The organism is Levilactobacillus brevis ATCC 14869 = DSM 20054 (genome assembly GCF_001433855.1).
GTDB lineage: Bacteria > Bacillota > Bacilli > Lactobacillales > Lactobacillaceae > Levilactobacillus > Levilactobacillus brevis.
This window is the reverse complement of sequence record NZ_AZCP01000004.1, coordinates 162,018-183,355: the sequence shown is the minus strand read 5'-3', so window position 1 is coordinate 183,355 and position 21,338 is coordinate 162,018. Positions and strand designations below refer to the sequence as shown.

Sequence of the window (21,338 nt, the reverse complement as noted above, 5' to 3'; positions counted from 1 at the left end):
CCTTTTATACGGACTCAACAATCGCTACACCCCACGGGTTTAATACTAACTTGTTGACCACTTCTTGATTGCTCAACAAGTTAGTGCCGCGAACTGGATTCGATACGAGTTGTGTTTCACTTGAGTAGTTGAAGTAGTAGGTCACCGTCTTACCTAAGTCATTCGTTCCCTGCTTAATAATGACTGGAAAAGCCGCAGTGAACCGTCGTAATCCTAACTCTTGCGTATAATCAGCCACTAATTGAGAAATTACCGCCGCAGACGGATAACAGCCTAGATAAATTACCGACCCTTGACCGTAATGATTTTTAGTGATTGCTGCATAATTTGACCAGTTAGGATCATCGTACGTTGCTAAAATCTCCGCTGTATCAGGAATTAATAATTCCATCCAATCCTGTAATGACGTATCTGCAATCTGTCGCAAACTTCGAGACTGACCAACTAATTGTGTGCCATCTGGATCTACAAATAGGTTGTAGTGGACCCCCGTTGAGCGGGTAAGTCGGCCCGGTTGTTGATCCATGCGTACTTTGACGTGTTCATTTGTGAAACCTGACTTAAACGTATAGATCACATGTCCACCACGTTTTACGTAGTCATCGAGTTTATCCAAGAAAGCATCGCTCACACTATACAAAGCCGGCACAACAATTAATTGATAGTCCTGTAATCGAATATGAGTCTCATCAGTTATGTCGGTCCGAATATTCAATCGATAAAATTGATCATATAGCGATCGGAAGAGGTCATTATAGTTATGATTATCAGAAAATGGAAAGGCATTGAGTGCTGTAAAACTACGATTACTAGCCAAGAAGGCAACATTTGCCTTAATTTTTAAATTGACCAAATGACTTGAAAGACGCTTCAATTCCGTGCCGGTTTGTTTAACCTCGTCATAAATTGGATTCGGCTGAAAATCATGGCTGAGAATCCCCTTCCAGTAAGTCTCTGCCGAATTATGAATCGAATGCCAGTGCCAGTATTCCACCATATTAGCCCCCGAAGCTAGATGGCTATAAGCCAATTGGCGCAACTGTCCTGGATAAGGAACCTGCTGCTTAAAGGCTTGCGCCTGAGTTTCCATTACCAAATAATTATCATGCTTTAGTGTTCGCAACTCATCACCCGCAAAAGAGAGTTCAGTTCCCGTCAAGTGCTTACGCGACGGGTGATAAATATCACCTCCGGCATAAGTCAACGCGGCACTAGCATCAAAATGATTGACTTCTGGTTGAATACCATATGAATAACCACGCCATTCAAAATCAAAATTATGGGTAACAAATTGATCAGCGAGACGATAGTCATCAACCAGAGAAACCTGCCAAGATAAGTAATCTGTGACTAGTTTCTGCCGATAAGTCTCAAAGGCCGTTTGTAGGCTTCCGTTAATTGTGCCGTCCATTGAGGGAAAATCTTCCCATGCGTTAATCCGGTTACTCCAATAATCCAGTCCAAATTCCTGATTTAATTGTTTTAAATCGCCTTTAAATTCACGCTTTAAAAACTGAACAAACCCTTTTTGAACATTATCGCTTGACGTACCATAGTGTTTGGTTTCGTTGTCTACTTGGAATCCAATGACTGCAGGGTAGTGTGCAACATGTTGCATCATTTTCCGAATGATTCGTTCAGCATATCGTAGAAATGTTGGATTTGTAATATCAAAAATTTGCCGAGCACCATACGGTTTACGCTGACCATCAACCTGTACCATAACTTCTGGATACGTCTTGGCCAACCAAGTTGGAATAGCGTAAGTTGGGGTACCAACAATTACATGAATCCCGGCAGTATGCATAGCATCAAGCACTTTATCCAAAGGTGAAAAATCAAAAACACCATCCTGTGGCTCATAAGTGCTCCATGTACTTTCACCAATGCGAACGACATTGATGTTAGCAGCTTTCATCATCTCGATATCCTTATCCAATCGATCAACAGGTAAATATTCGTAATAATAGGCCGTGCCATATAAAATATCTTTCATCACTTGTCCCTCACTCATCGTTTCTGTAAACGCTTACCTGGTAATTATTACCGATTAGTGTATGCTTGTACATGGCTATGTTCGGCTAAAAAAGACCCAAATCAAACCTTTGGGAGAAAGGAATTGACTATGGATATCCTAAAAAATGCACATCGCCTACCAGTTCTCGATTGGAATTTAAATTTTTTTGGCGGTCATTATCAGCAGGTCGCTAATGATTGGTTCGTTCCACAAGATAAACACCAAGCCTTTGAATTAATTTTTATCTTGCATGGTCAGGAATGTCTCACTATTGAGCACGAAAAGTATCACTTAAATCAAGGGGATTTTGTTCTGATTCCCCCTGGATTTCGTCACACGGCACAAGCTATTGACCAACTAACTTATTTCTGTTTTCACTTTGATTTAGATGAGCCCAATTTCATTGTGCAATTGATTCAAAACTCCCCCGTGTTTTTTCCCAAAATGGATCCAATCAACCGAGAAATTCGCCCAATTTTAGGTGCAATGGTTGAGTTAGTTTCACCAACCACGACCTATTCTTTCGAGGATAAAATGCAAATTCAAATTTACCTGTCACAAATCCTTATGGCCTTCAATCGCTTGATTCCAACAAAAACCGCTAGCACCAATGCTAATCAATCTCGCTACGCTAAGATTATTGCGGAAACCCTCAAATCAACACTTAACGAGGCTATTCTTCATCCGATCGATGAAACATCCATTCAGATTTCAATTGCTGATCTTATGTCCTCTATTGGTATCAGTGAAGGCTATGGGAACCGCCTATTCAAGGAGGCCTATGGTTTTTCACCCCAACAGTATTTATCGACGCTTAAGTTAAAATGGGCTAAAAAGATGCTACTCAAGCCACAATTTAGTGTCAGTGAGATTGCCCAAACACTGGGCTACCAAAATGCTTCACATTTTAGTCGCCAATTCAAGCGCTGGACCGCTATGTCGCCCAAAACCTATCGTCAAATTGTCGCTAAAAATTAGGGAGTTTCAGCCTATCATGCTTCCAGTTTTGCTCACAAGTCATTTGCACTATTGGATCCTCAGTAAGTCAGATTTGGGTCATTTTTCGTTCAATTCAGTACTTTCAGCTATTATGGATTCCTGATACACTGATTCTTGTAAGCGTTTTTATAAAATGACAAAGGAGCCTCTCTATGACAGCCATTCCTTCTAATGATTTTATTGATCAACTGACTTTGACCGAAAAGGCCAGTCTGGTTTCCGGCAAAGATTTTTGGTTTACTGCTGGCGTCGAACGACTAAACTTGGAAAAAATTATGATGACAGATGGTCCTTCGGGTTTGCGAAAGCAAGCCAGTAGCGCGGATGCTTTGGGTCTTAATCAAAGCGTCAAAGCGGTAACCTTTCCAGCTTCAGCACTGACTGCTAGTTCCTTTGACCGCAGTGCTTTAACTCACCTCGGGCAACATCTGGGGACCGCGGCTAAAGCCGAAGGTGTCAGTATTTTATTAGGCCCAGGTATTAATATCAAACGTAGCCCATTAGCCGGTCGAAACTTTGAGTATTTTTCAGAAGACCCCTTAGTGGCTGGTGAACTGGGTGCTGCATACGTAACTGGCGTCCAGAGTCAAGCTGTCGGCGTTAGTGTTAAACACTTTGCCGCCAATAACCGTGAAAATCAGCGGTTCACCTCATCCTCAAATATGAGTGAACGAGCACTGCGAGAAATTTATCTCGCTGCTTTTGAACGGATTGTGACCAAAGCCCATCCTGCAACCATCATGTGTTCTTACAATGCGATTAACGGCACCCTAAACTCACAAAACTTCCGTCTATTAACGACAATCTTGCGTGATGAGTGGGGGTTTGATGGCGTTGTCATGTCCGATTGGGGCGCAGTTGCCGACCATATTGCGGCATTGCGAGCTGGTCTTGATCTAGAAATGCCCGGAAAGGGTCCTCAATCTACAACAGAAATTATCGAGGCCGTACAGCACGGCGACCTAACCGAGGCCACTCTCAATATTGCTGTCAAACGTGTTCTTAAAATGATTCACGAGTGGCATGTGGATAGCACGCCACATGCTTACGACCAAGAAAAACAACATCAATTTGCTCGCCAACTGGCGGCTAATAGTTTTATTCTGTTAAAAAATGACCATCAAGTCTTACCATTAAATAATCTCCAAGATGTCACAATTCTAGGTGAATTAGCGGAAAAGCCACGGTACCAAGGTGGTGGTAGTTCCCACGTCAATGCTTTTCGGGTTACAACACCGCTCTCAGTAGCTCAAGCTGCTGGCAACACAACTTATCAAGCCGCTTATCAAGTTAACGCCACGCAGTCTGACCCCAATCGATTGGCGCAAGCCGTAGCGGCCGCTAAAAAAGCACCCGCCGTTGTTATCTTTGCTGGCGTCCCTGAAGCATTGGAATCAGAAGGCTTCGATAAGACCACCATGGCCTTACCCGAAAACCAAAACACCCTGATTTCCCAAGTTGCTGCCGTGAACAACCATACCGTTGTTGTTTTACAAAACGGTTCAGCTATTGAAATGCCTTGGGCAGATGACGTCGCAGCTATCCTAGAAACCTATTTGGCTGGAGAAGCTGTTGGTGAGGCCACTTGGGACGTATTGACTGGTGCAGTCAATCCCAGCGGAAAATTAGCGGAAAGTTTTCCATTTAAGTTAGCCGATAATCCGACTTATGGAACCTTTAATGCCAGTCCGTTAACGGAAGATTACCATGAAGATATTTTTGTGGGATATCGCTACTACGACTTGAAGCAACGGGCTGTACGCTATCCATTTGGCTTTGGTCTCAGTTATACCCATTTTAACTATCATGATCTTACGGTTACTGTCCAAGATCAGCAGGTGACGTTACGTTATCAACTTACTAATGATGGTCCGGTCGACGGACAAGAAATTTCTCAAATTTATGTGGCTAACCATGCCAGCCACATAGAGGTGCCGCGCCGTGAACTCCGTGACTTTGTCAAAACAGCTTTGCGTTCTGGCGAAACTAAAACAATTACTCGAATACTGACTCGACGTGATTTCAGTTGGTACAACGCCCGAACCGCTTCCTGGCAAATGGATGACGGTAACTATACGATTAGTGTCGGTCAATCATCTCGTCAGCTAAACCTCAGCCAAGATATCTCACTTACCTGGAATCCCAAACACTTGGCCCCCATTACCGCTAATACCTACATTGGGGACATCATGGCTCGACCAGATCTGCGTCCCGCTCTGGAACAAACAAAAATGGCAACCAGTCTTGATCAACTGACTAATGATGACACTAACAGTGAACTCATGAAAAATATGCCACTCCGAGCTGCCATCATGGTCGGCATTGATGCGAGTCAGCTCACGGAATTTTTACGCCTCGCTAATCAAATTCAATAACCATAAAAAAACGGCAGTTAACGTGTGCTTCACCACGTTAGCTGCCGCTTTTTTGTTTACCCATTCAACATTGTTTAACTTAAACATAACGTGTACAATAAGAATGACGCTAAGCCCGCATTTTGGTGGCTCGGTCATTCATTTATCATACATATTCTAAGGGGGAACCGTTTATCATGAAACGATTCATCAGTAGCATCGTGGCGTTAGGCGTCGGCCTAATTCTTAGCGGGTCGATTGGGGTCGCCGCCAGTACCACACCCGATGCCCAAAGTTCGTCTACCGTCACCCAACAACCCGTCTATCGTCCCGTCAGTCAACGTAAGGTTGTTAACTACTATACTAAGATTGGGCCAAATCAAACTCATAACTACAAGGTTTATCGTTCTGGCGGCGCCAAATCATCCGCAGCGAATGCCAAACCGATTGCCACTGGTCGGCAATACGCCAATCAGTCGGTTCACATCACCCGTGAAGAAACCATGGCCGATGGTAGCTGGTTAAAGTTCACCACAACAACGACGAAACAAGTTGGGTGGATTCACCGTAATGGAACGGTCAAAACTTACCGCTACCTAAAGGTGCCACTAATTGGTCAACGGCCACAATTACCAACGGGCTGTGAAGTAACTGCCACCACCATGATGCTCCAATATGCTGGGGCCAAGGTCACTAAGACCTCATTAGCCAATGAAATGCCCCGTAGTTCCAATCCGAATAAGGGGTTCGTTGGTAATCCTTATTCCAAATCCGGCTGGTGGATCTATCCCAAGGGCTTAATGCCACTGGTTAAAAAGCACGTTGGGTCGGCTACCAATTTGACTGGTGCGTCCTTTAACCAATTAAAGGCCAAGATTAATGTCGGACATCCCGTTGTTGTCTGGGTGGCTAACGTTGACGGCTTTGTTAATCACGCAATCACCCTCACCGGCTACAGTAAGACGCGGGCCTATTACAACGACCCTTGGACCAAGAAAAAAACTAGTATGACATTAACCAGCTTACAGACACACCGCAAGCACGATGCTTATCGCGCATTAAGTTACTAACATAAGGGGAGCTTCTCATGAAAAAATTAGGTTTATTGATTTTAGCCTTAACCAGTTTGGGACTCGGCAGTAACACTGTTGTTGCCCAAGCTAACACGAAATATTACACTGCCAATCCTGGCATTATCCGTACCAAAAAGACGGTCGTCTACTACCAAAACGCCGCCAAGACTAAGAAAGCAGCAACCATCAAGGCCAATCACTATGCCAAGATTACAAAAGTGGTGACAGTTAAGGGCCACGCTCCACTGCTCAAAACCAATACTGGCAAATACGTGACCGCTAACAAAGCCTTCGTTGCCAAAACCGCGGGTTATCAAAATCCTAAGAAGTATTACCAAGTCAATTACACCCAGATCAAGCCTTACGGCAAGGTGGGCTACACCGTTAAGCGCAACTATGAAGGCATTAAGACCTGGAAAATCATGAAACGCTTGGGAACGGCCAACGGCTATAACAAGTACAACACCGCAACCTACTACGCCGTTCGTTCATTTCAAAAGAAGCATCATCTAAAGGTCACGGGTAACGTTGACGAAAAGACGTGGGTGAAGCTAGGCTTCTCCAAATCCAGTTGGACCAGCATTGATCGTTATGTTGCCCCACTGGGTGCCCACGCTTGGAACGGCCGTCAAGACCACATTGAAGCCATGATTAAGCAAGCCTACAAATACATGGGTAATCCTTATCTAGTTGGCTCTTCCACGAGTCCTGCTTATGGTACCGACTGCTCTGGCTTGGTCATGCAAGCCCTCTACGCCGGGGGCATTAACCCCGCACCAATCAGCTCTATTCATCATGCCTACCCTGGAAATGAATGGAACTCACGGAACCTGTGGGCTAGCAAGAAGTTTAAGCACGTGGCTTACAGCCACAAAAAGCGTGGTGACTTGGTCTTCTACTATCAACCAGGTACCCACACCATCTGGCACGTTGCGCTTTATTTAGGCAAGGGTAAGGTCATCGAAAGCTGGCCACCACGGATCATGGTCCAACCTATCAAGAACGGCCAACGCTCTAATGTCGCTGGTATTGCACGCGTTTTTAATTAAATAAGCATGGTCATTGGGCCGAAGATTCTCAGACTGAGAATCTTCGGTCTTTTTGACTAAAGACAACTAAAAAGCCGTGGACCACCAGCACTCATGCTGGCGTGTTCCACGGTTTTAGTCTGCTTAATTTTCTGGCTTAAACGCCCGTGTCGCCGCCACGGCCTGTTGCCAGCCCGCGTATAGCTGCTGACGCCGGTCTTCTGGCATATCTGGCGTAAACAAGCGACCGTCATTGTGAATCGCTTTAACCTCATCCAGGTTCTGCCAAAAACCGACAGCCAATCCGGCCACGATTGCCGCCCCCATCGCCGTCGTCTCTTCATCGGCTGCACGCCGAACTGGGGTGTTGATAATATCAGCCTGGAACTGCATGAGGTAGCGATTCCGTGAGGCCCCCCCATCGGCCATCAATTCTGAAATTTCAATACCGGTATCTTGCTTCATCGTGCGCAAGACATCGCGCGTCTGGTAGGCAATCGACTGCAAGGTCGCCTTCACAAAATCATTGCGATTCGTTCCCCGGGTAAGGCCAAAGACAGCGCCCTTCGCATCAGGATCCCAGTAAGGTGCCCCTAATCCGTTAAACGCGGGTACCACATAGACTTCATCGTTATTGGTCGACGCCATAGCCGCTTGCCGGGATTCCGGCACATTACTGATAATCTGCATGCTTTCATGCAGCCAAGCCAACGCCGTTCCCGCGACAAGGATTGACCCTTCTAGGGCATACGTAATCTCACCATCGAGGCCATACGCAATGGTCGTCAATAAATTATGCTTAGACAATTGTGGTTCATGCCCCGTGTTCATCACGACAAAGGCCCCATCCCCGTACGTGTTTTTCACCGTACCGGGTGTTAATGCCAATTGTCCCAGTAACGCAGCTGATTGGTCCCCGATGATGCCGGCAATTGGGACTTCTACGCCATAAAATTGGAAATTCTGGGTCACACCATAAACTTCTGAACTCGATTTTACTTCTGGCAACATTGCGACCGGAATATTTAGCCACTGCAGAATTTCTGCATCCCACTGCAACGTATGAATGTTAAACAGCATCGTCCGACTCGCATTACTGTAGTCAGTCACGTGAATGTTGCCGCCCGAGAGCTTCCACGCTAACCAGCTATCAACCGTGCCAAATAACAACTCGCCCCGCTCAGCGCGTTCCTGGGCACCAGGGACGTGATCTAAAATCCACCGCACCTTCGTGGCACTGAAGTAGGCATCCACCACGAGCCCGGTCTTTTCCTTAATCGTTTCTGCTCGCCCAGCCGCCACTAACTCTTTGGCGAGACTGGCCGTCTGCTGACTTTGCCAGCCGATGGCATGATAGATGGGTTCCCCGGTCGTCTTGTCCCACACAATCGTGGTTTCCCGTTGGCTACTGATCCCAATAGCTTCGATATTTTCGGGGTGAATTGACGCATCAATTAGCGCACTGGCAATCACCGACAACACACTGTTCCAAATCTCATTTGCGTCAGATTCGACCCAGCCTGGATGTGGGTAATACTGCGGCACTTCCTTGTACCCTTCGATCACCTTGCGGCCCGTGTGATCAAAGATTAGTGCCCGTGTACTACTCGTACCTTGATCAATCGCCAATACATAATTTTCCGGTTGTTTAAGTCCCATCTGCTTGACTCCCTCCAAAATTCCATCATGACGAAACCGGTTCCAAAATCGTTGCACTTATCATAGCACGACTCTTGTGAAAAACGCCAACCTTTACTCCCGGCTTTTGGCGCTTTGATGGTTTCTTAAGCTTTATACCACGAGTTTTTTCCCTGCTAAAAAGGACGTCGCAAAATCACGATCGGTTTTCACTTGCTTGCCAAATTCATCAATCAACGCGTGAAATTCTTGGCAGTCGGTCAATGCCAAGGGAAACTGACTCAATACCCGCTTTTGAAACGCGGGATACGTCTTAGGCATCGCAGCCCCGAGCCAGTCAAACAGCCGGCGGGCATACGTATCCACCATAAACGTGCCATGGTCGAGCGTGTACATCAAAATATAATCGGCCGTCTCGTGTCCGATCCCGGTAATTGCCAATAATTCCTGACGTAACTGCTGACCGTCCCGTTGCTTCAAAGCCGCCAAGTCATCATTGGCCTGACCCAGCCACGCTGCCAACGATAAAATAGCGGCCCCTTTCCGCCGATAAAAGCCACTGGTCTTAATCAAAGGCATCAGTTCCGCCGCTGTCAGCTGACGTAGTGCTGCTGGTGCAAACCCCGTCGCCTGTTTTAAGTTCAGTAACGCAGGCTCAACGTTTCGCCAGTTGGTATTTTGAACTAAAATCGCTCCCAACATGATCTCAACGGGCGTTTCAGCCCACGGTGTCCCTGGCCTAAGCCACGGTTGTGGGCCCATTTCAGCTGCCATTAGGTGATAGAGTTCCTCCACAGTCATCTGCGATAAGTCCTTTCTTCAATGCGTATCTACCTCTATGTTACCCAGTCTGGGCCAAAAAGGCCACTAAAAAACGGGCTCTCGGAAGAACCCGCCGACTACTTGATAAATTTATTGATCGTTACGTTTAATCACTAGGCGAATATCAGCATCGCCGTCTGGGTTCAATTCTTCTTGATAATCAAAGTTAGCGCTTTCGAAATATTTCTTGATTTCGTCGTTAATTGTCGTTACTTCGCGCACGTCTTGGTCCTGTCGGGTCAATAAAAGCGTGTATTCCTTGGAATCCTCATCGACGTTTTCAAAGCTGTATTCCACCGCTTCGGAATTCAAAATTTCTTGAATCAACTGCCGTTCTGTCATCACGTTTACCTCGCTTAAATTTATTAGATTACCTCTTTATTGTAGAGTTATTCTGGAAATTTGTGAACTATTTCGTCACGAAAATACCAGATCGTTGGGTGACAAGAGGTGACACGCACGCGTATACTTAGGCATACTTATATCTGAAAGGAAGCGACGCCATGCGTCCACGCATAGCTCTCCCCGCTGATACACTCGACGAGGCCACGAATATTATTAATGAACGAAATGCCGCCTTCGCCCCCCGCCCCGTCATTGAGGCCATCGTGAAGACCGGCGGCTTACCCGTTATCCTCCCCAGTATTGACCCAGCCGATGTTGCCGATTATTTGCCCCTCTTTGATGGTGTGGCTTTCCTCGGCGGCTTCGATGTTGACCCAACCTTTTTCGGCGAAGAACCGCACGTCCGCTTGGGGAAGACCTACCGGAAACGCGACCTTTTTGAAATCGAATTGTTAAAACAAGCCGTAGCGGCTGATAAGGCTATCTTAGGTATTTGCCGCGGCTTGCAGTTAATCAACGTTGGCCTTGGTGGCACGCTGTATCAAGACCTTAGTGAAGATCCAACTGCGCAGATCAAGCACAGCCAGGCCGCTGCTGGTAATCAACCTAGCCATCACGTCACGGTGACTCCTGGCAGTACTTTGGCCACGTTAACAGGCGAGCGACCTTACGTGAACTCACGACATCACCAAGCTGTTAACCGCGTCGCTCCGGCACTCACGGTAACGGCTCAAGCAGACGATCAAGTCGTTGAAGCACTGGAATCTACGGCCAGTGATCAAATTTTAGCCGTCCAGTGGCATCCCGAAAACATGTACAAGCACCATGCGGAATCGCGCCAGATCTTTCAAAATTTTGTGGATCGATCAGCAGCGCGGATGCCGCGCATGTAAATTTCTGGTAAAAGCACTTTTCATTGTGGGCGTCTTCAACTAAACTAGACTTAATATCAAAAATGAAAGTAGGCGAAAGCAGTGGCGAAGATGCAGGACTTTGGACAACGAATGCGCTTTTTAGGGTTCTCCATTGTCCTGAATTCCGCCGCTAACGCCTTGACGATCTCGACCAATTTGGGGAGTGCCGTTTGGACCGGATCGTCCGTCAACCTCGCCAACTGGATTCATGTGCCACTGGGAACAACGCTCTTTTTGTATGGCATCGCCATTACGTTGTTAAATCAAGTCCTGCTCGGTCAATTTGACCGACGGCGCTTCGTGTCTAACTTACTGTACATCGTACCGTTTAGTTACCTCGTTGAATGGATTGGTTATTTCTGGGATTGGCTGGGCGTTGGTCAGTTGAGCCTAACTGGCCGCGTCGTTGTGGATATCATCGGCCTGTTCGGCGTGGCGTTTGCCGTGTCGATTTATAACCGTTGCAATATCATTATGCACCCCAATGATGACTTAGCCTACATCCTGCGCTTTAAATACTTGCGCGGGTCGGCCGTGATTGCTCAGTGGGCGAGCTACACCCCACCACTGATTATCATCATCTTATCCTACCTCTTTACCGGGCAGCTTCACGCGATTGGATTTGGGACGGTTTGGGCCCTGGTCACACAAGGAATCGTGATGGGTTGGGCCGATACCCACGTCTTTCCACAACTAAAACATCATGTTGATGTGTCATAAAAATAGCGACTACGGTAGTTGACCGTAATCGCTATTTTTATGACCCGGCTTATTGATAAGTCCGTGCTAATTTTTCAAAATTGACGGTTCCCAGACCAGCCGCCTGATTATACACTTTCCCCGGCTGACCCACATAATACAGGTTCCCATTATTAGTTGCCGCATCAAGCCGAGTAAACGGCGAGTGGTCGGTTTGTGCCAAGGCGTAGAGCTGGGGATTCCAAAGGCCCATCCGCTGCGAGCGATCACTGTTCATGACCGCTGCCATCGCGGCAAATTGCGGTGCAACCGCACTGGTTCCCCCCATTAATTCCCAGCCACTGTTTTTCGAGTAGATATCATAGCCCGTAATCGGATCGGCATTCGCCACCACATCGGGGTAGTTCCGTCCACTTCGATAGCCGTGAATCAACTTGGGACCTGACTTGGGGCCCACCGCCGTGAGATACTTGCGTGCATTATAGGTATTGACGCCGGCAACACCTTGTTGGTATTTGGGAGTTCCATATAAACTGGAAATACCGCCACCGCTGGCCGCCGTCAACTCTTCTAGTAAGATGGGGTGTTTGATAAACTGCAAGGGGTGCCGATGATAACTCTTAAAGAAGATATCGCCACCCCACGTCCGTTCGCGGGTAACATTCACACTAATTCCTGGTGCGAATGTCTTTTTAATTGGCAGCGTACTACCACCGGTTGCCGTCACCCACGGACTATCGGCTGGAAAATCAGCTTCAATTCCCGGCATCGCTGACGATTCACTTAAATTTTGACCATAGGCTCCTGTGTCACCACTCGCCACAAAGGTCGAAATCCCCTGAATCGCTCCTTGAGCCAGTAAGGTGTTCATAATGTCGCCGTATAGTGGCGTTAACAGATGGTCGCGGTTCAAATCCCGTAAGATATTTTCTGAAAGTCCCCAACTAAGTGACAGGGAACTGGCACGATTCTCAGCAAAGGCCGTGGTGAACGCGTCCAGCCACCCAATATCACTGAACTTGGCCGTATAAACCCGAACCTTCGCTCGGGGCGCAATCGTGCCAGCCTGTTCGGCATCCAGTGCCGTTTCATCATCACTATCATCTCCATTGTCCATAACCGTAGCGCCACCCGTGGTTTTGGTTTCTAAGCGCCCCGCTGTGGGTACCCCCGCTTGCCGCCAAAAGTGTTTAATGGCCGCCGTCGGCACGTGACCAAAACTAATAATCCCTACTGTTTGGCCGGCCCCTTGTTGACCACTGGTCGCTAAGTTTGAGGCGTGATACTGTTTCAGAAACTTAGTGGGTGACCGTTTAGCGGTTAAATGCTTGACTTGAGCAGGCGATTTCGTAGTCAGACTCTTGGCAATCATTAAGTTCGTTACCCCAACAACTGCCCGGATGGGTTGGGCCACCTGCTTAGGCAACCGTGGGGCCTGCTTGGAAAACTGGATCTTTTTGCCGTGATACCGCGCAGTCTTGAGATTTACCGCAAAGGCTTTATTAATCGTGGCGACATGCCCCTTGACCCGGATTAACAGACCATTATTGGCTGCTGTGGCTTGCAAATGGCGGGCCCGAAAATAACGAGTCAAACGACTCGTAGTCGCACTGGATTGGCCGAACTTGGCACGAAATTGCTGCGGTGTTAAGTACCCCTTAAATGACTGACTATCGGTGGTGTTCACAGCCAAAGCCAGCTGACTAAGCGTTTTAGTTTGCCGTGGCTTTAACACAATATCCAACGACACCGTCTTCTTCTTAGCCACTTTCTTCACGTGGTGCAAGTGTTGGAGCCGACTCTGACGATACGGTGTGGCAACTGTCACCAACTTGGCCGCCTGTCCCTGTGTATCCCCGAAGCAGACGAGTCCGACAACCAGACTCGTCACAATTAGTCCTATCTTTTTCATAAATGTAATCCCCCCTGATGGCTATATTATACGCTAGTTAACATGGGGTTTTACACAAAAAACAACACCACTAAATCTTTTTGCGGATAAATCAATATAAGCCTACTAAAACAAAAGCGTATGACATTGACTACTTCTAATCAACGTCATACGCTCCACTTTAAAGTTCTCCTGTCAAAATAAACTGCTTAATCTCGGCCAACGTCTGCTTGGTCTCGGGTAACTTCCGCCACAAAATATAGTCATGCAGCATTGATGGCATCTGATGCGCTTGAAATGGCGTCCCACTGGCCGCTTGCAGTTTCTGCAATAGCCGTTCATCATCTGCCGCCAACAATTCATTGGTGCCGTAATACAATAACACGGGTCCCAGATTGTCGAAGTTACCATAGATAGGGCTGACCACCGGATCGGTCACCGGATGGTCGCCCGCATAGTCAAAACCAATCTTTTTTAATGTGGCTAGTGTCAAGTAAGGATCTCGCTTAGCCGCCAGCGTAAGGTCGGGGTTCATCATACTCAAATCGGTCCATGGCGACACCAAAATAGTGCCCGCTGGCATTGGTTCTTGATGATTAACCAGTTGTTGAAGCAACGTTAACGCCAGGCCGCCCCCGGCCGAATCACCCATCAAAAAGAACTGATCGTCAGGGTACTGGGCGCGCAAATAATCATAAGCGTTCATCGCAAAAACCACCGTTTCATCTACCGTGGCTTCTGGCACCAGCGGATAGTCGACGTATGTTACCCGTAAATTGGCCTGTTGGATCAACGTTTCCATCAACTCGCGGTGGCTATCAATCCCTTGCATGGTATAAGCCCCGCCATGAAACAGTAATACATGTTGGGGTAACGGTGCCCCCGTGGCCGCGGTCAATAATCGGCCACCAAAAATTTGCCGTTCTTTGGTCACAATTGACGTTGCAAATTTTTCAGGAATGACAGCCCTATTTTGCCGACTAGGTTGCAAAAATGCCTGTTGAATCTGTTGCTTGAGCTGACTGTGCTGGGTCTTGAATAATAACCATTTCCCACGCAAACTCACGACTTATCACCCTATCTTTTACTTATTCTCAGCGTCAATTCTCGAAAACTCTTATTGCCAGTATACAGCGTTTGCGTGAAAAACGCTCTTAGAGAATCAATTACTAGGTAATTTATCCCAAAACCGTTAGAATAAGGGTATGTGACAGTTGCTAATGAAAGGGCAGGGAAAACGCATGACAAATAACCGAAATCTAAACGTGACCGGTGGCTTAAACTTCCGTGAACTAGGAGGCTACCCCACGCTAGACAATCAAACGGTCAAATGGCATAAGCTATTGCGGACAGCAGGTCTAGCAGGCTTAACACCGGAAGATCAGCAACATCTCAGTCAATATGGTGTCGTGGCCGATGTCGATTTTCGGTCAAAAGACGAGCAAACAATGGCCCCGGATCGGGTTCCGGTCGGTGCAACCTACCATTTTCTACCCGTTTTCCCAGCTGACGATCAGACCGATGCTTCGGCAACAGAAGCCGAACTCGAGCAGCGCTTCAACGGCGATGACCAAGCGGGTTATCGTCACATGGTAGATGTTTACCAAAAGATGATCACCTTACCTTCTGCCCAAGCCGCCTATCATGATTTCTTTGCGACCTTGTCCGCTAATGACACGGCGCAACAATCCGTGTTATTCCATTGTACGGCTGGTAAGGACCGGACGGGCATTGGCGCTTTCTTAGCGTTAAGTGCCTTGAATGTCGACCCCCAAGTGATCAAAACAGATTACTTATTGACCAATCAAAACGTCATGCCCAAAGTTGAGGCGCAAAGTGACGCTGCTCGTCGAGACGGGCACACCGAAACCTTTGTCACCAACATTCGGGCGCTTTCGACCGTCAATGCCGACTATCTAGACGCCGCCATTAAAGTGATTAACACGCAATATGGCGGGGTGCAAGATTACCTCCACGACGTGTTGAAGCTATCTCGTAACGACTTGAATAATTTAAAGCAACTCTATTTGGATTAGGCAATCCGACCAGACTAACCGCATTTGCGGGTAGTCTGGTTTTTTACCGCCAACCCTTATGAAAGGACCTGATTATCGATGAAGAAACGTACCTTGACCTTAACGCTCCCACTTATTGGTATCGCCGCCACTTCCCTAGCCGCCAGCGAACACCTCTTCAACTTTGCCTTTAAGCGGGTCAATTATGTTCCCGAAACCTCAGCTGACAAGCAGAAATACGCAGACGCCTACTACGCCTACGTCGATTGGTACCAGCACGTGACGAAAGAAAAATGGTACTTACACGAACATGATCCGAAAAACCGAATGGTGGCCGAATACATCCCGGCTGCAACCCCTAGCCAACAAACGGTCATCATCTCACATGGCTACAAGGGCAACGGTGAAACCATGGCGAACTTCGCGCAAATGTATCATCACCTCGGCTTCAACGTCTTACTACCCGACGACCGTGGTCACGGCGAAAGCGCGGGTAAATACATCAGCTTTGGGTGGCTCGATCGGCTGGACTACCTACAATGGATTCAGCAGGTTATCGACCGCTCAACTGCCGATGTCAAAATCTTATTATTTGGTGTCAGTATGGGCGGCGCCACGATGGAAATGTTATCTGGTGAAACTTTACCCCCACAGGTTAAAGCAATCATCGCCGACTGTGGTTACTCCAGTATTGAAGCTGAGTTAACCTATCTGCTCAAACGCCAATTTCACTTACCCAAGTACCCGATCGAACCACTCGTCAGCACAATCTCTAAACGCCGCTTGGGTTACTATCTCGGCGACGTAACGTCAACCGATCAGCTTCGTAAGAATACGCGTCCGATTCTTTTTATTCACGGCGAAAAGGATGTTTATGTCCCCGTAGGCATGGCTTACGAAAACTACGCGGCGACTCACGCGCCAAAACAGCTTTGGATTGTCAAAAATGCGTCGCACGCTGAGAGCTTCTGGATGAACCCAGAACGCTACCAACAACGAGTGACCGCCTTTCTGCAAACTTACTTTAAGTAATTCGCCCCATTTTCTTCACACTTTAGCTTTTCTTTACTAATTTATCGCAAAGTCATCATGACTTGCCCCGTTTATGTTCACAAAATCCGGGTATATTAGTAACCATAGTAATTAGCCAATAACTGTTACTAGTCAAATTCTATATCCAATCCCTTTTAGATTCTCTTCCCCCTAAGAGAATCATTCCTTGGTTAGGTTCCCTCAAGCCTAACCACTCCTCTAAATTGCATTCGCCCCCCTTATGCGAATGCACTCCTCATGATGGCCGCACCGTCTTCCCCGGATGGTGCGGTTTTTATTGTCCCATAATAAAAACACGCTAGCCCTGGATTTCATCCACTGGACTAGCGTGTTTCGTTAATTAGCGTTTCATCGCATCCCAAATAAATTGATAGATCTCTTTGAAACTATACTTATCAACCGGATAGCGTCCCAACTGCAAGTTAGTGGTATGCCGATTAATGATCGCAAATACCAAACTCATGTGTAGACTGACTGGCAAATCTTTCAAGACCCCCTCATCAATCGCCGCCTGAAGTAACTGACTAACCGTATTATTAGGCGTCAATTCATTAGGCAATAAGTCGGGTGACTGGCCCCGTAAAAATTTAATTTGTTGAATCAACGTCAGACTATCCGGATTGGCCAATGAAAAATCATAGACTTGTTGAATGTACAGACGAACGCGCTCCTCTAATGGTATTTTCTGATCCTGTAGGCTAGCGATCTCGGTAGTTGCCAAAATCTTTTGCGTTTCCCGTTCATAGACGCTATCGAGTAACGCCTGTTTATCCTTAAAGTAGAGATAAACGTTCGATTGGGCAATACCCACTCGTCGGGCTACCTTAGTCGTTGATACGCTAGCAGCACCTTCAGTCAGAATAATCTCAGCAACAGCATCTTGAATCTTTAATTGTTTACTCATATCTTTTTTCTTCATAAATTCAGTATAAAAGATAAAAATATCTTTTTCAAGCTTGACAAAGATAGAATTATCTTTTATGATGTATTCACGTTAAAAGATAAACGTATCTTTTTTAAACCAATTCAAAGGAAGTTACTTCATGATGAAAATTGCAATGCTAGGTTCTATGGGAAATATTAATCGCTTGGTCATTCCACAACTCGTCCAAGCTGGCCACGACGTCACCGTCATTTCAACCAGTGATCAACGCCGCGCCACGATTGAGGCCGCCGGGGCCCATGCCGCGATTGGAACGATGACGGACATTGATTTCTTATCCGAAACATTCACTGGTAAGGATGTTGTTTACTTGATGCTATCTGGCTCAATTGGCACGGACCCATTCGCCGGTGCCATTGAACAAGCTCAGATCTGGCGCCAAGCGATCGAAAATGCCGGCGTTAAAAACGTTGTTGACCTGAGTAGCATTGGTGCTGATGCCGATGAAGTTGCTGGATCCTTACATGCTTATAACCTCATCGAAGGCGTTCTTCGTTCACTAGACATCAACATCGCTTTCGTTCGCCCAACCGGCTTCTATGCCAACCTATTTAGTAACTTAACGTCCATCAAGCAAGATCACGCCATTTATGCTAACAATACCGCTGACTTGGAACAAAAGTGGGTGGCCCCAGCAGATATTGCTGCCGTTGTTTACCCACTCATCGCCCACACACCAGCTGGTATCACCGTTCATTACGCCTACAGTGACACTTTCTCCGGCGCCGACTTTGTCACAGCCTTACAACAAGCCCTAAACATGCCCGACTTGCACTGGGTACAGATTTCAGATGAGCAGTATGAACAAGGCCTACTGACTAATGGCGTACCTGAAAAGATTGCCGCATCACTCGTTCAAACGAGTCACTATCAACGCCAACCCGAACAAATCTATGCTGACTTATCGGCCAAACAAACTGCCGCTGGTCAAGTTAAACTAGCCGACTTTGTCCGCACGTTTGTCGATGCCTTCAATGGTAAAGGTAATCATCGCTCTCACACAATTGCTGATTAAGTAAAAATCACAGCATTAGTTGCCTAATCTGGGGCCGACCGCCAAACCATTACCCAAAAATCATACGTGATAGACAAGACAATGACGGTAATTATAACGAAGGAGATTTTAACATGGCTTATCAAACAATTAATCCATTTACTAACGAGGTTGTTAAAACGTACGCTAACGCTACTCCAGAAGAAATTGAGAACGCCTTAGCGCTTGGTGATGAACGCTACCACGCTTGGCGCCAAGAACCCATTGCCGATCGTGCTCAAATCTTGCACCGGATTGCCGCTTTGATGCGCGACCACAAAGACCAATTGGCTAAAATTGCCACGATTGATATGGGCAAATTATTTACTGAATCCCAAGGCGAAGTTGAACTCTGTGCGATGATTGCGGACTACTATGCCAATCACGGTGCGGACTTACTAGCTCCAACGCCAATCACCACGCAAGCCACCGGTGATGCTGAAATTGAAAAGCAGGCAACGGGCATCGTTATGGCCGTTGAACCCTGGAACTTCCCTTACTATCAAATCATGCGGGTCTTTGCACCCAACTTCATGGTAGGTAATCCGATGATTCTAAAACACGCTTCTAACACTCCAGGCTCCGCAGCGGCCTTCGAACAACTGGTAAACGAGGCAAATGCCCCACGGGGAACCTTCAAAAATCTATTTTTAAGTTACGACCAAATTGGTGATATTATTGCTGATCCACGGGTGCAAGGTGTGGCCTTAACCGGGTCGAAGCGTGGTGGACAAGCTGTCGCTAAGACCGCTGGTGAAAACCTAAAGAAAAACTCCATGGAACTCGGTGGTAGTGATGCCTTTATCGTCTTAGCCGATGCAGATATTGACGAAGCCGTTAACCTAGCTTGGCGCGTTCGGTTATACAACGCCGGTCAGGTCTGCACTTCATCTAAGCGTTTCATCGTTGCAGATAGCCTTTACGATCAATTCGTAGCCGCACTAAAAGAAAAATTCCAAGCCATGGTTCCGGGCGATCCGATGGACGATCAAACAACGCTGGCACCGATGAACTCTAAGCGTGCCAAAGAAAAATTACAGGATCAAGTCGACCGAGCCATTGCGGGTGGTGCCACTGTTGCTTACGGTAATGAACCGATCGATTTACCTGGTCAATTTTTCCAACCCACCATTTTGACAGACATCCAACCAGACAATCCACTCTTCTATGAAGAAATGTTTGGCCCGGTGGCACAAGTCTATCGTGTTGCTGACGATCAGGCGGCCATTGATCTGGCAAATAATTCTGAACTGGGTCTGGGCGGCATCGTCTTCTCTGGTGACCCTGTCCACGGAAAACAGGTCGCACAGCAAATCGAAACGGGAATGGTCTTTGTGAATACCTTCCTGAGTTCACTACCAGAATTACCATTTGGCGGTGTAAAAGGGTCCGGCTACGGCCGTGAAATGAGTTCATTAGGTTTGATGGCATTTGTTAATGAAAAGCTTGTGGTGACAGCCCAAAAGCCTGATTACCAAAATGGTGCTGGTGGGTTAGTTATCTTATAGCGTGACATGAAAAGGGGCGTTGGCGTTTATGAAGATTTTTGTTACAGGTGCAACGGGCATCATTGGTCGGGCGGTTGTCCGTGAATTGCTACAGCAGGATCATCAAGTCCTGGGCTTAGCTCGAACCGAACAAAGTGCTCAGGAACTCAGAAATATCGGTGTTTTTCCTATTAGTGGTAGTCTCGGAACACCCGATGTTCTGCTTGCCATGGCCCAACAAGCTGACGCCGTCATTCATCTCGGTTACCCCCGTGATCCAGCGGACTTTCCTCACGCAGATAGCTTAGATGCTTTGGCAGTTTCAGCGTTAGCAAAAGGTATTGGCGATTCCGGCAAGCCGCTGTTACTAACGAGTGGCAATTCCATGTTTAATATGCCATTAACCCCGCACTCTGCCACAAAACAACCACAAGTCCCTGTCCACCTGCCTCATAAAAGTATTCAATTAGCTAATCGCTTAATCGCTCAAGATCAACCGGTCGCGCTGATTCATTTAGCTCCTGTAGTCCTATCTGCCGCGTCTTCACCCCTCCTCCAAAAATTGCGACACATCGCGCTACAAAAAGGAACGGCAGCCTATTTAGGAACCGGTCAAAACATCTGGCGCTCAATCCAAGCCGCCGATGCTGCTCATCTATATGTGTTGGTCCTAAATTATCTGCTACAAAATTCTGATTCTCCCCAGCATCACTTTTTAGCGGCAACCTCAGACGGTGGAAATTTACGGGCAATTACTACCGGTATTGGCCAACAGGTTGGCGTTCCTACCCACGCCCTCCCGGAAAAACAGTCGGATTGGTTTGGCTCCTTACACGATCTGCTCTTGCTGGATACCCCGCGCATCCAGCGCCCGCCCTTTAAATGGCAGCCAACGGTTCCAACCGTTCTGACCGATTTAATTACTGCGGGACGCCAACAAGAATTGGCCGGTTAACCTACACGTAACCATAAAAAAACGGCTATGAACCCGGGAATTTGCCCGATTCATAACCGTTTTTTACATATT

18 protein-coding genes are annotated in these 21,338 nt (G+C 47.1%); 11 read left to right on the top strand and 7 right to left on the bottom strand.

The window, feature by feature from the left end:
* Positions 1–4: 4 nt before the first annotated feature.
* On the bottom strand, positions 5–1,996 hold the full coding sequence (locus FC61_RS08805) for a beta-galactosidase (RefSeq protein WP_035463982.1): 1,992 nt from the start codon (positions 1,994–1,996) through the stop codon (positions 5–7).
* A gap of 129 nt (positions 1,997–2,125) precedes the next feature.
* Here FC61_RS08805 and FC61_RS08800 point away from each other — a divergent pair, with 129 nt between their 5' ends.
* The 4 genes from FC61_RS08800 to FC61_RS08785 all read left to right on the top strand — a co-directional run bounded on the left by FC61_RS08800 (position 2,126) and on the right by FC61_RS08785 (position 7,492).
* Positions 2,126–2,995: a helix-turn-helix domain-containing protein gene (locus tag FC61_RS08800; RefSeq protein WP_021740865.1), complete on the top strand. Its 870-nt coding sequence runs from the start codon at positions 2,126–2,128 to the stop codon at positions 2,993–2,995.
* A gap of 173 nt (positions 2,996–3,168) precedes the next feature.
* A complete protein-coding gene (locus FC61_RS08795; RefSeq protein ID WP_021740866.1) occupies positions 3,169–5,391 on the top strand; it encodes a glycoside hydrolase family 3 C-terminal domain-containing protein in 2,223 nt (740 codons plus the stop codon).
* A 176-nt stretch (positions 5,392–5,567) separates the two neighbouring features.
* The gene (locus FC61_RS08790) at positions 5,568–6,440 is read left to right on the top strand and encodes a C39 family peptidase (RefSeq protein ID WP_042516681.1); all 873 of its coding nucleotides are present in this window, start codon (positions 5,568–5,570) and stop codon (positions 6,438–6,440) included.
* Positions 6,441–6,457: 17 nt separating this feature from the next.
* Positions 6,458–7,492 (top strand): DUF5776 domain-containing protein, encoded by a 1,035-nt coding sequence (locus tag FC61_RS08785; RefSeq protein WP_021741096.1) that lies wholly within the window; start codon positions 6,458–6,460, stop codon positions 7,490–7,492.
* Between the two features lie 123 nt (positions 7,493–7,615).
* Here FC61_RS08785 and glpK read toward each other — a convergent pair whose 3' ends face one another.
* From glpK to FC61_RS08770, 3 genes are all read right to left on the bottom strand, one after another.
* The gene (gene glpK, locus FC61_RS08780) at positions 7,616–9,130 is read right to left on the bottom strand and encodes a glycerol kinase GlpK (protein ID WP_035464187.1); all 1,515 of its coding nucleotides are present in this window, start codon (positions 9,128–9,130) and stop codon (positions 7,616–7,618) included.
* Between the two features lie 132 nt (positions 9,131–9,262).
* On the bottom strand, positions 9,263–9,910 hold the full coding sequence (locus tag FC61_RS08775; protein WP_021741098.1) for an endonuclease III domain-containing protein: 648 nt from the start codon (positions 9,908–9,910) through the stop codon (positions 9,263–9,265).
* A gap of 111 nt (positions 9,911–10,021) precedes the next feature.
* A complete protein-coding gene (locus FC61_RS08770) occupies positions 10,022–10,273 on the bottom strand; it encodes a hypothetical protein (RefSeq protein WP_021741099.1) in 252 nt (83 codons plus the stop codon).
* Between the two features lie 161 nt (positions 10,274–10,434).
* On the opposite strand from FC61_RS08770, the gene FC61_RS08765 reads away from it, so the two are divergent.
* Both FC61_RS08765 and FC61_RS08760 read left to right on the top strand, forming a co-directional pair.
* Positions 10,435–11,169, top strand: a complete 735-nt coding sequence (locus tag FC61_RS08765) for a gamma-glutamyl-gamma-aminobutyrate hydrolase family protein (RefSeq protein WP_024855237.1) — start codon at positions 10,435–10,437, stop codon at positions 11,167–11,169.
* An 81-nt stretch (positions 11,170–11,250) separates the two neighbouring features.
* On the top strand, positions 11,251–11,910 hold the full coding sequence (locus tag FC61_RS08760; RefSeq protein WP_024525871.1) for a DUF6198 family protein: 660 nt from the start codon (positions 11,251–11,253) through the stop codon (positions 11,908–11,910).
* Positions 11,911–11,959: 49 nt separating this feature from the next.
* Here the strand turns inward: FC61_RS08760 and FC61_RS08755 are convergent, their stop codons facing one another.
* Complete coding sequence (locus FC61_RS08755) at positions 11,960–13,801, bottom strand: S53 family peptidase (protein WP_021740831.1); 1,842 nt, start codon at positions 13,799–13,801, stop codon at positions 11,960–11,962.
* A 160-nt stretch (positions 13,802–13,961) separates the two neighbouring features.
* A complete protein-coding gene (locus tag FC61_RS08750; RefSeq protein ID WP_021740830.1) occupies positions 13,962–14,846 on the bottom strand; it encodes an alpha/beta hydrolase in 885 nt (294 codons plus the stop codon).
* 175 nt (positions 14,847–15,021) lie between these two features.
* On the opposite strand from FC61_RS08750, the gene FC61_RS08745 reads away from it, so the two are divergent.
* Both FC61_RS08745 and FC61_RS08740 read left to right on the top strand, forming a co-directional pair.
* Positions 15,022–15,816: a tyrosine-protein phosphatase gene (locus FC61_RS08745; RefSeq protein WP_024525872.1), complete on the top strand. Its 795-nt coding sequence runs from the start codon at positions 15,022–15,024 to the stop codon at positions 15,814–15,816.
* A gap of 78 nt (positions 15,817–15,894) precedes the next feature.
* Positions 15,895–16,827 (top strand): alpha/beta hydrolase, encoded by a 933-nt coding sequence (locus FC61_RS08740; protein ID WP_021740828.1) that lies wholly within the window; start codon positions 15,895–15,897, stop codon positions 16,825–16,827.
* Positions 16,828–17,188: 361 nt separating this feature from the next.
* Here FC61_RS08740 and FC61_RS08735 read toward each other — a convergent pair whose 3' ends face one another.
* Positions 17,189–17,767, bottom strand: coding sequence for a TetR/AcrR family transcriptional regulator (locus FC61_RS08735; RefSeq protein ID WP_021740827.1), 579 nt, complete (start codon positions 17,765–17,767; stop codon positions 17,189–17,191).
* A gap of 124 nt (positions 17,768–17,891) precedes the next feature.
* Here FC61_RS08735 and FC61_RS08730 point away from each other — a divergent pair, with 124 nt between their 5' ends.
* The 3 genes from FC61_RS08730 to FC61_RS08720 all read left to right on the top strand — a co-directional run bounded on the left by FC61_RS08730 (position 17,892) and on the right by FC61_RS08720 (position 21,266).
* Positions 17,892–18,806: an NAD(P)H-binding protein gene (locus FC61_RS08730; protein ID WP_021740826.1), complete on the top strand. Its 915-nt coding sequence runs from the start codon at positions 17,892–17,894 to the stop codon at positions 18,804–18,806.
* Positions 18,807–18,919: 113 nt separating this feature from the next.
* Complete coding sequence (locus FC61_RS08725) at positions 18,920–20,332, top strand: NAD-dependent succinate-semialdehyde dehydrogenase (protein WP_021740825.1); 1,413 nt, start codon at positions 18,920–18,922, stop codon at positions 20,330–20,332.
* A 28-nt stretch (positions 20,333–20,360) separates the two neighbouring features.
* A complete protein-coding gene (locus FC61_RS08720; protein WP_042516682.1) occupies positions 20,361–21,266 on the top strand; it encodes an NAD-dependent epimerase/dehydratase family protein in 906 nt (301 codons plus the stop codon).
* Positions 21,267–21,338 lie beyond the last annotated feature (72 nt).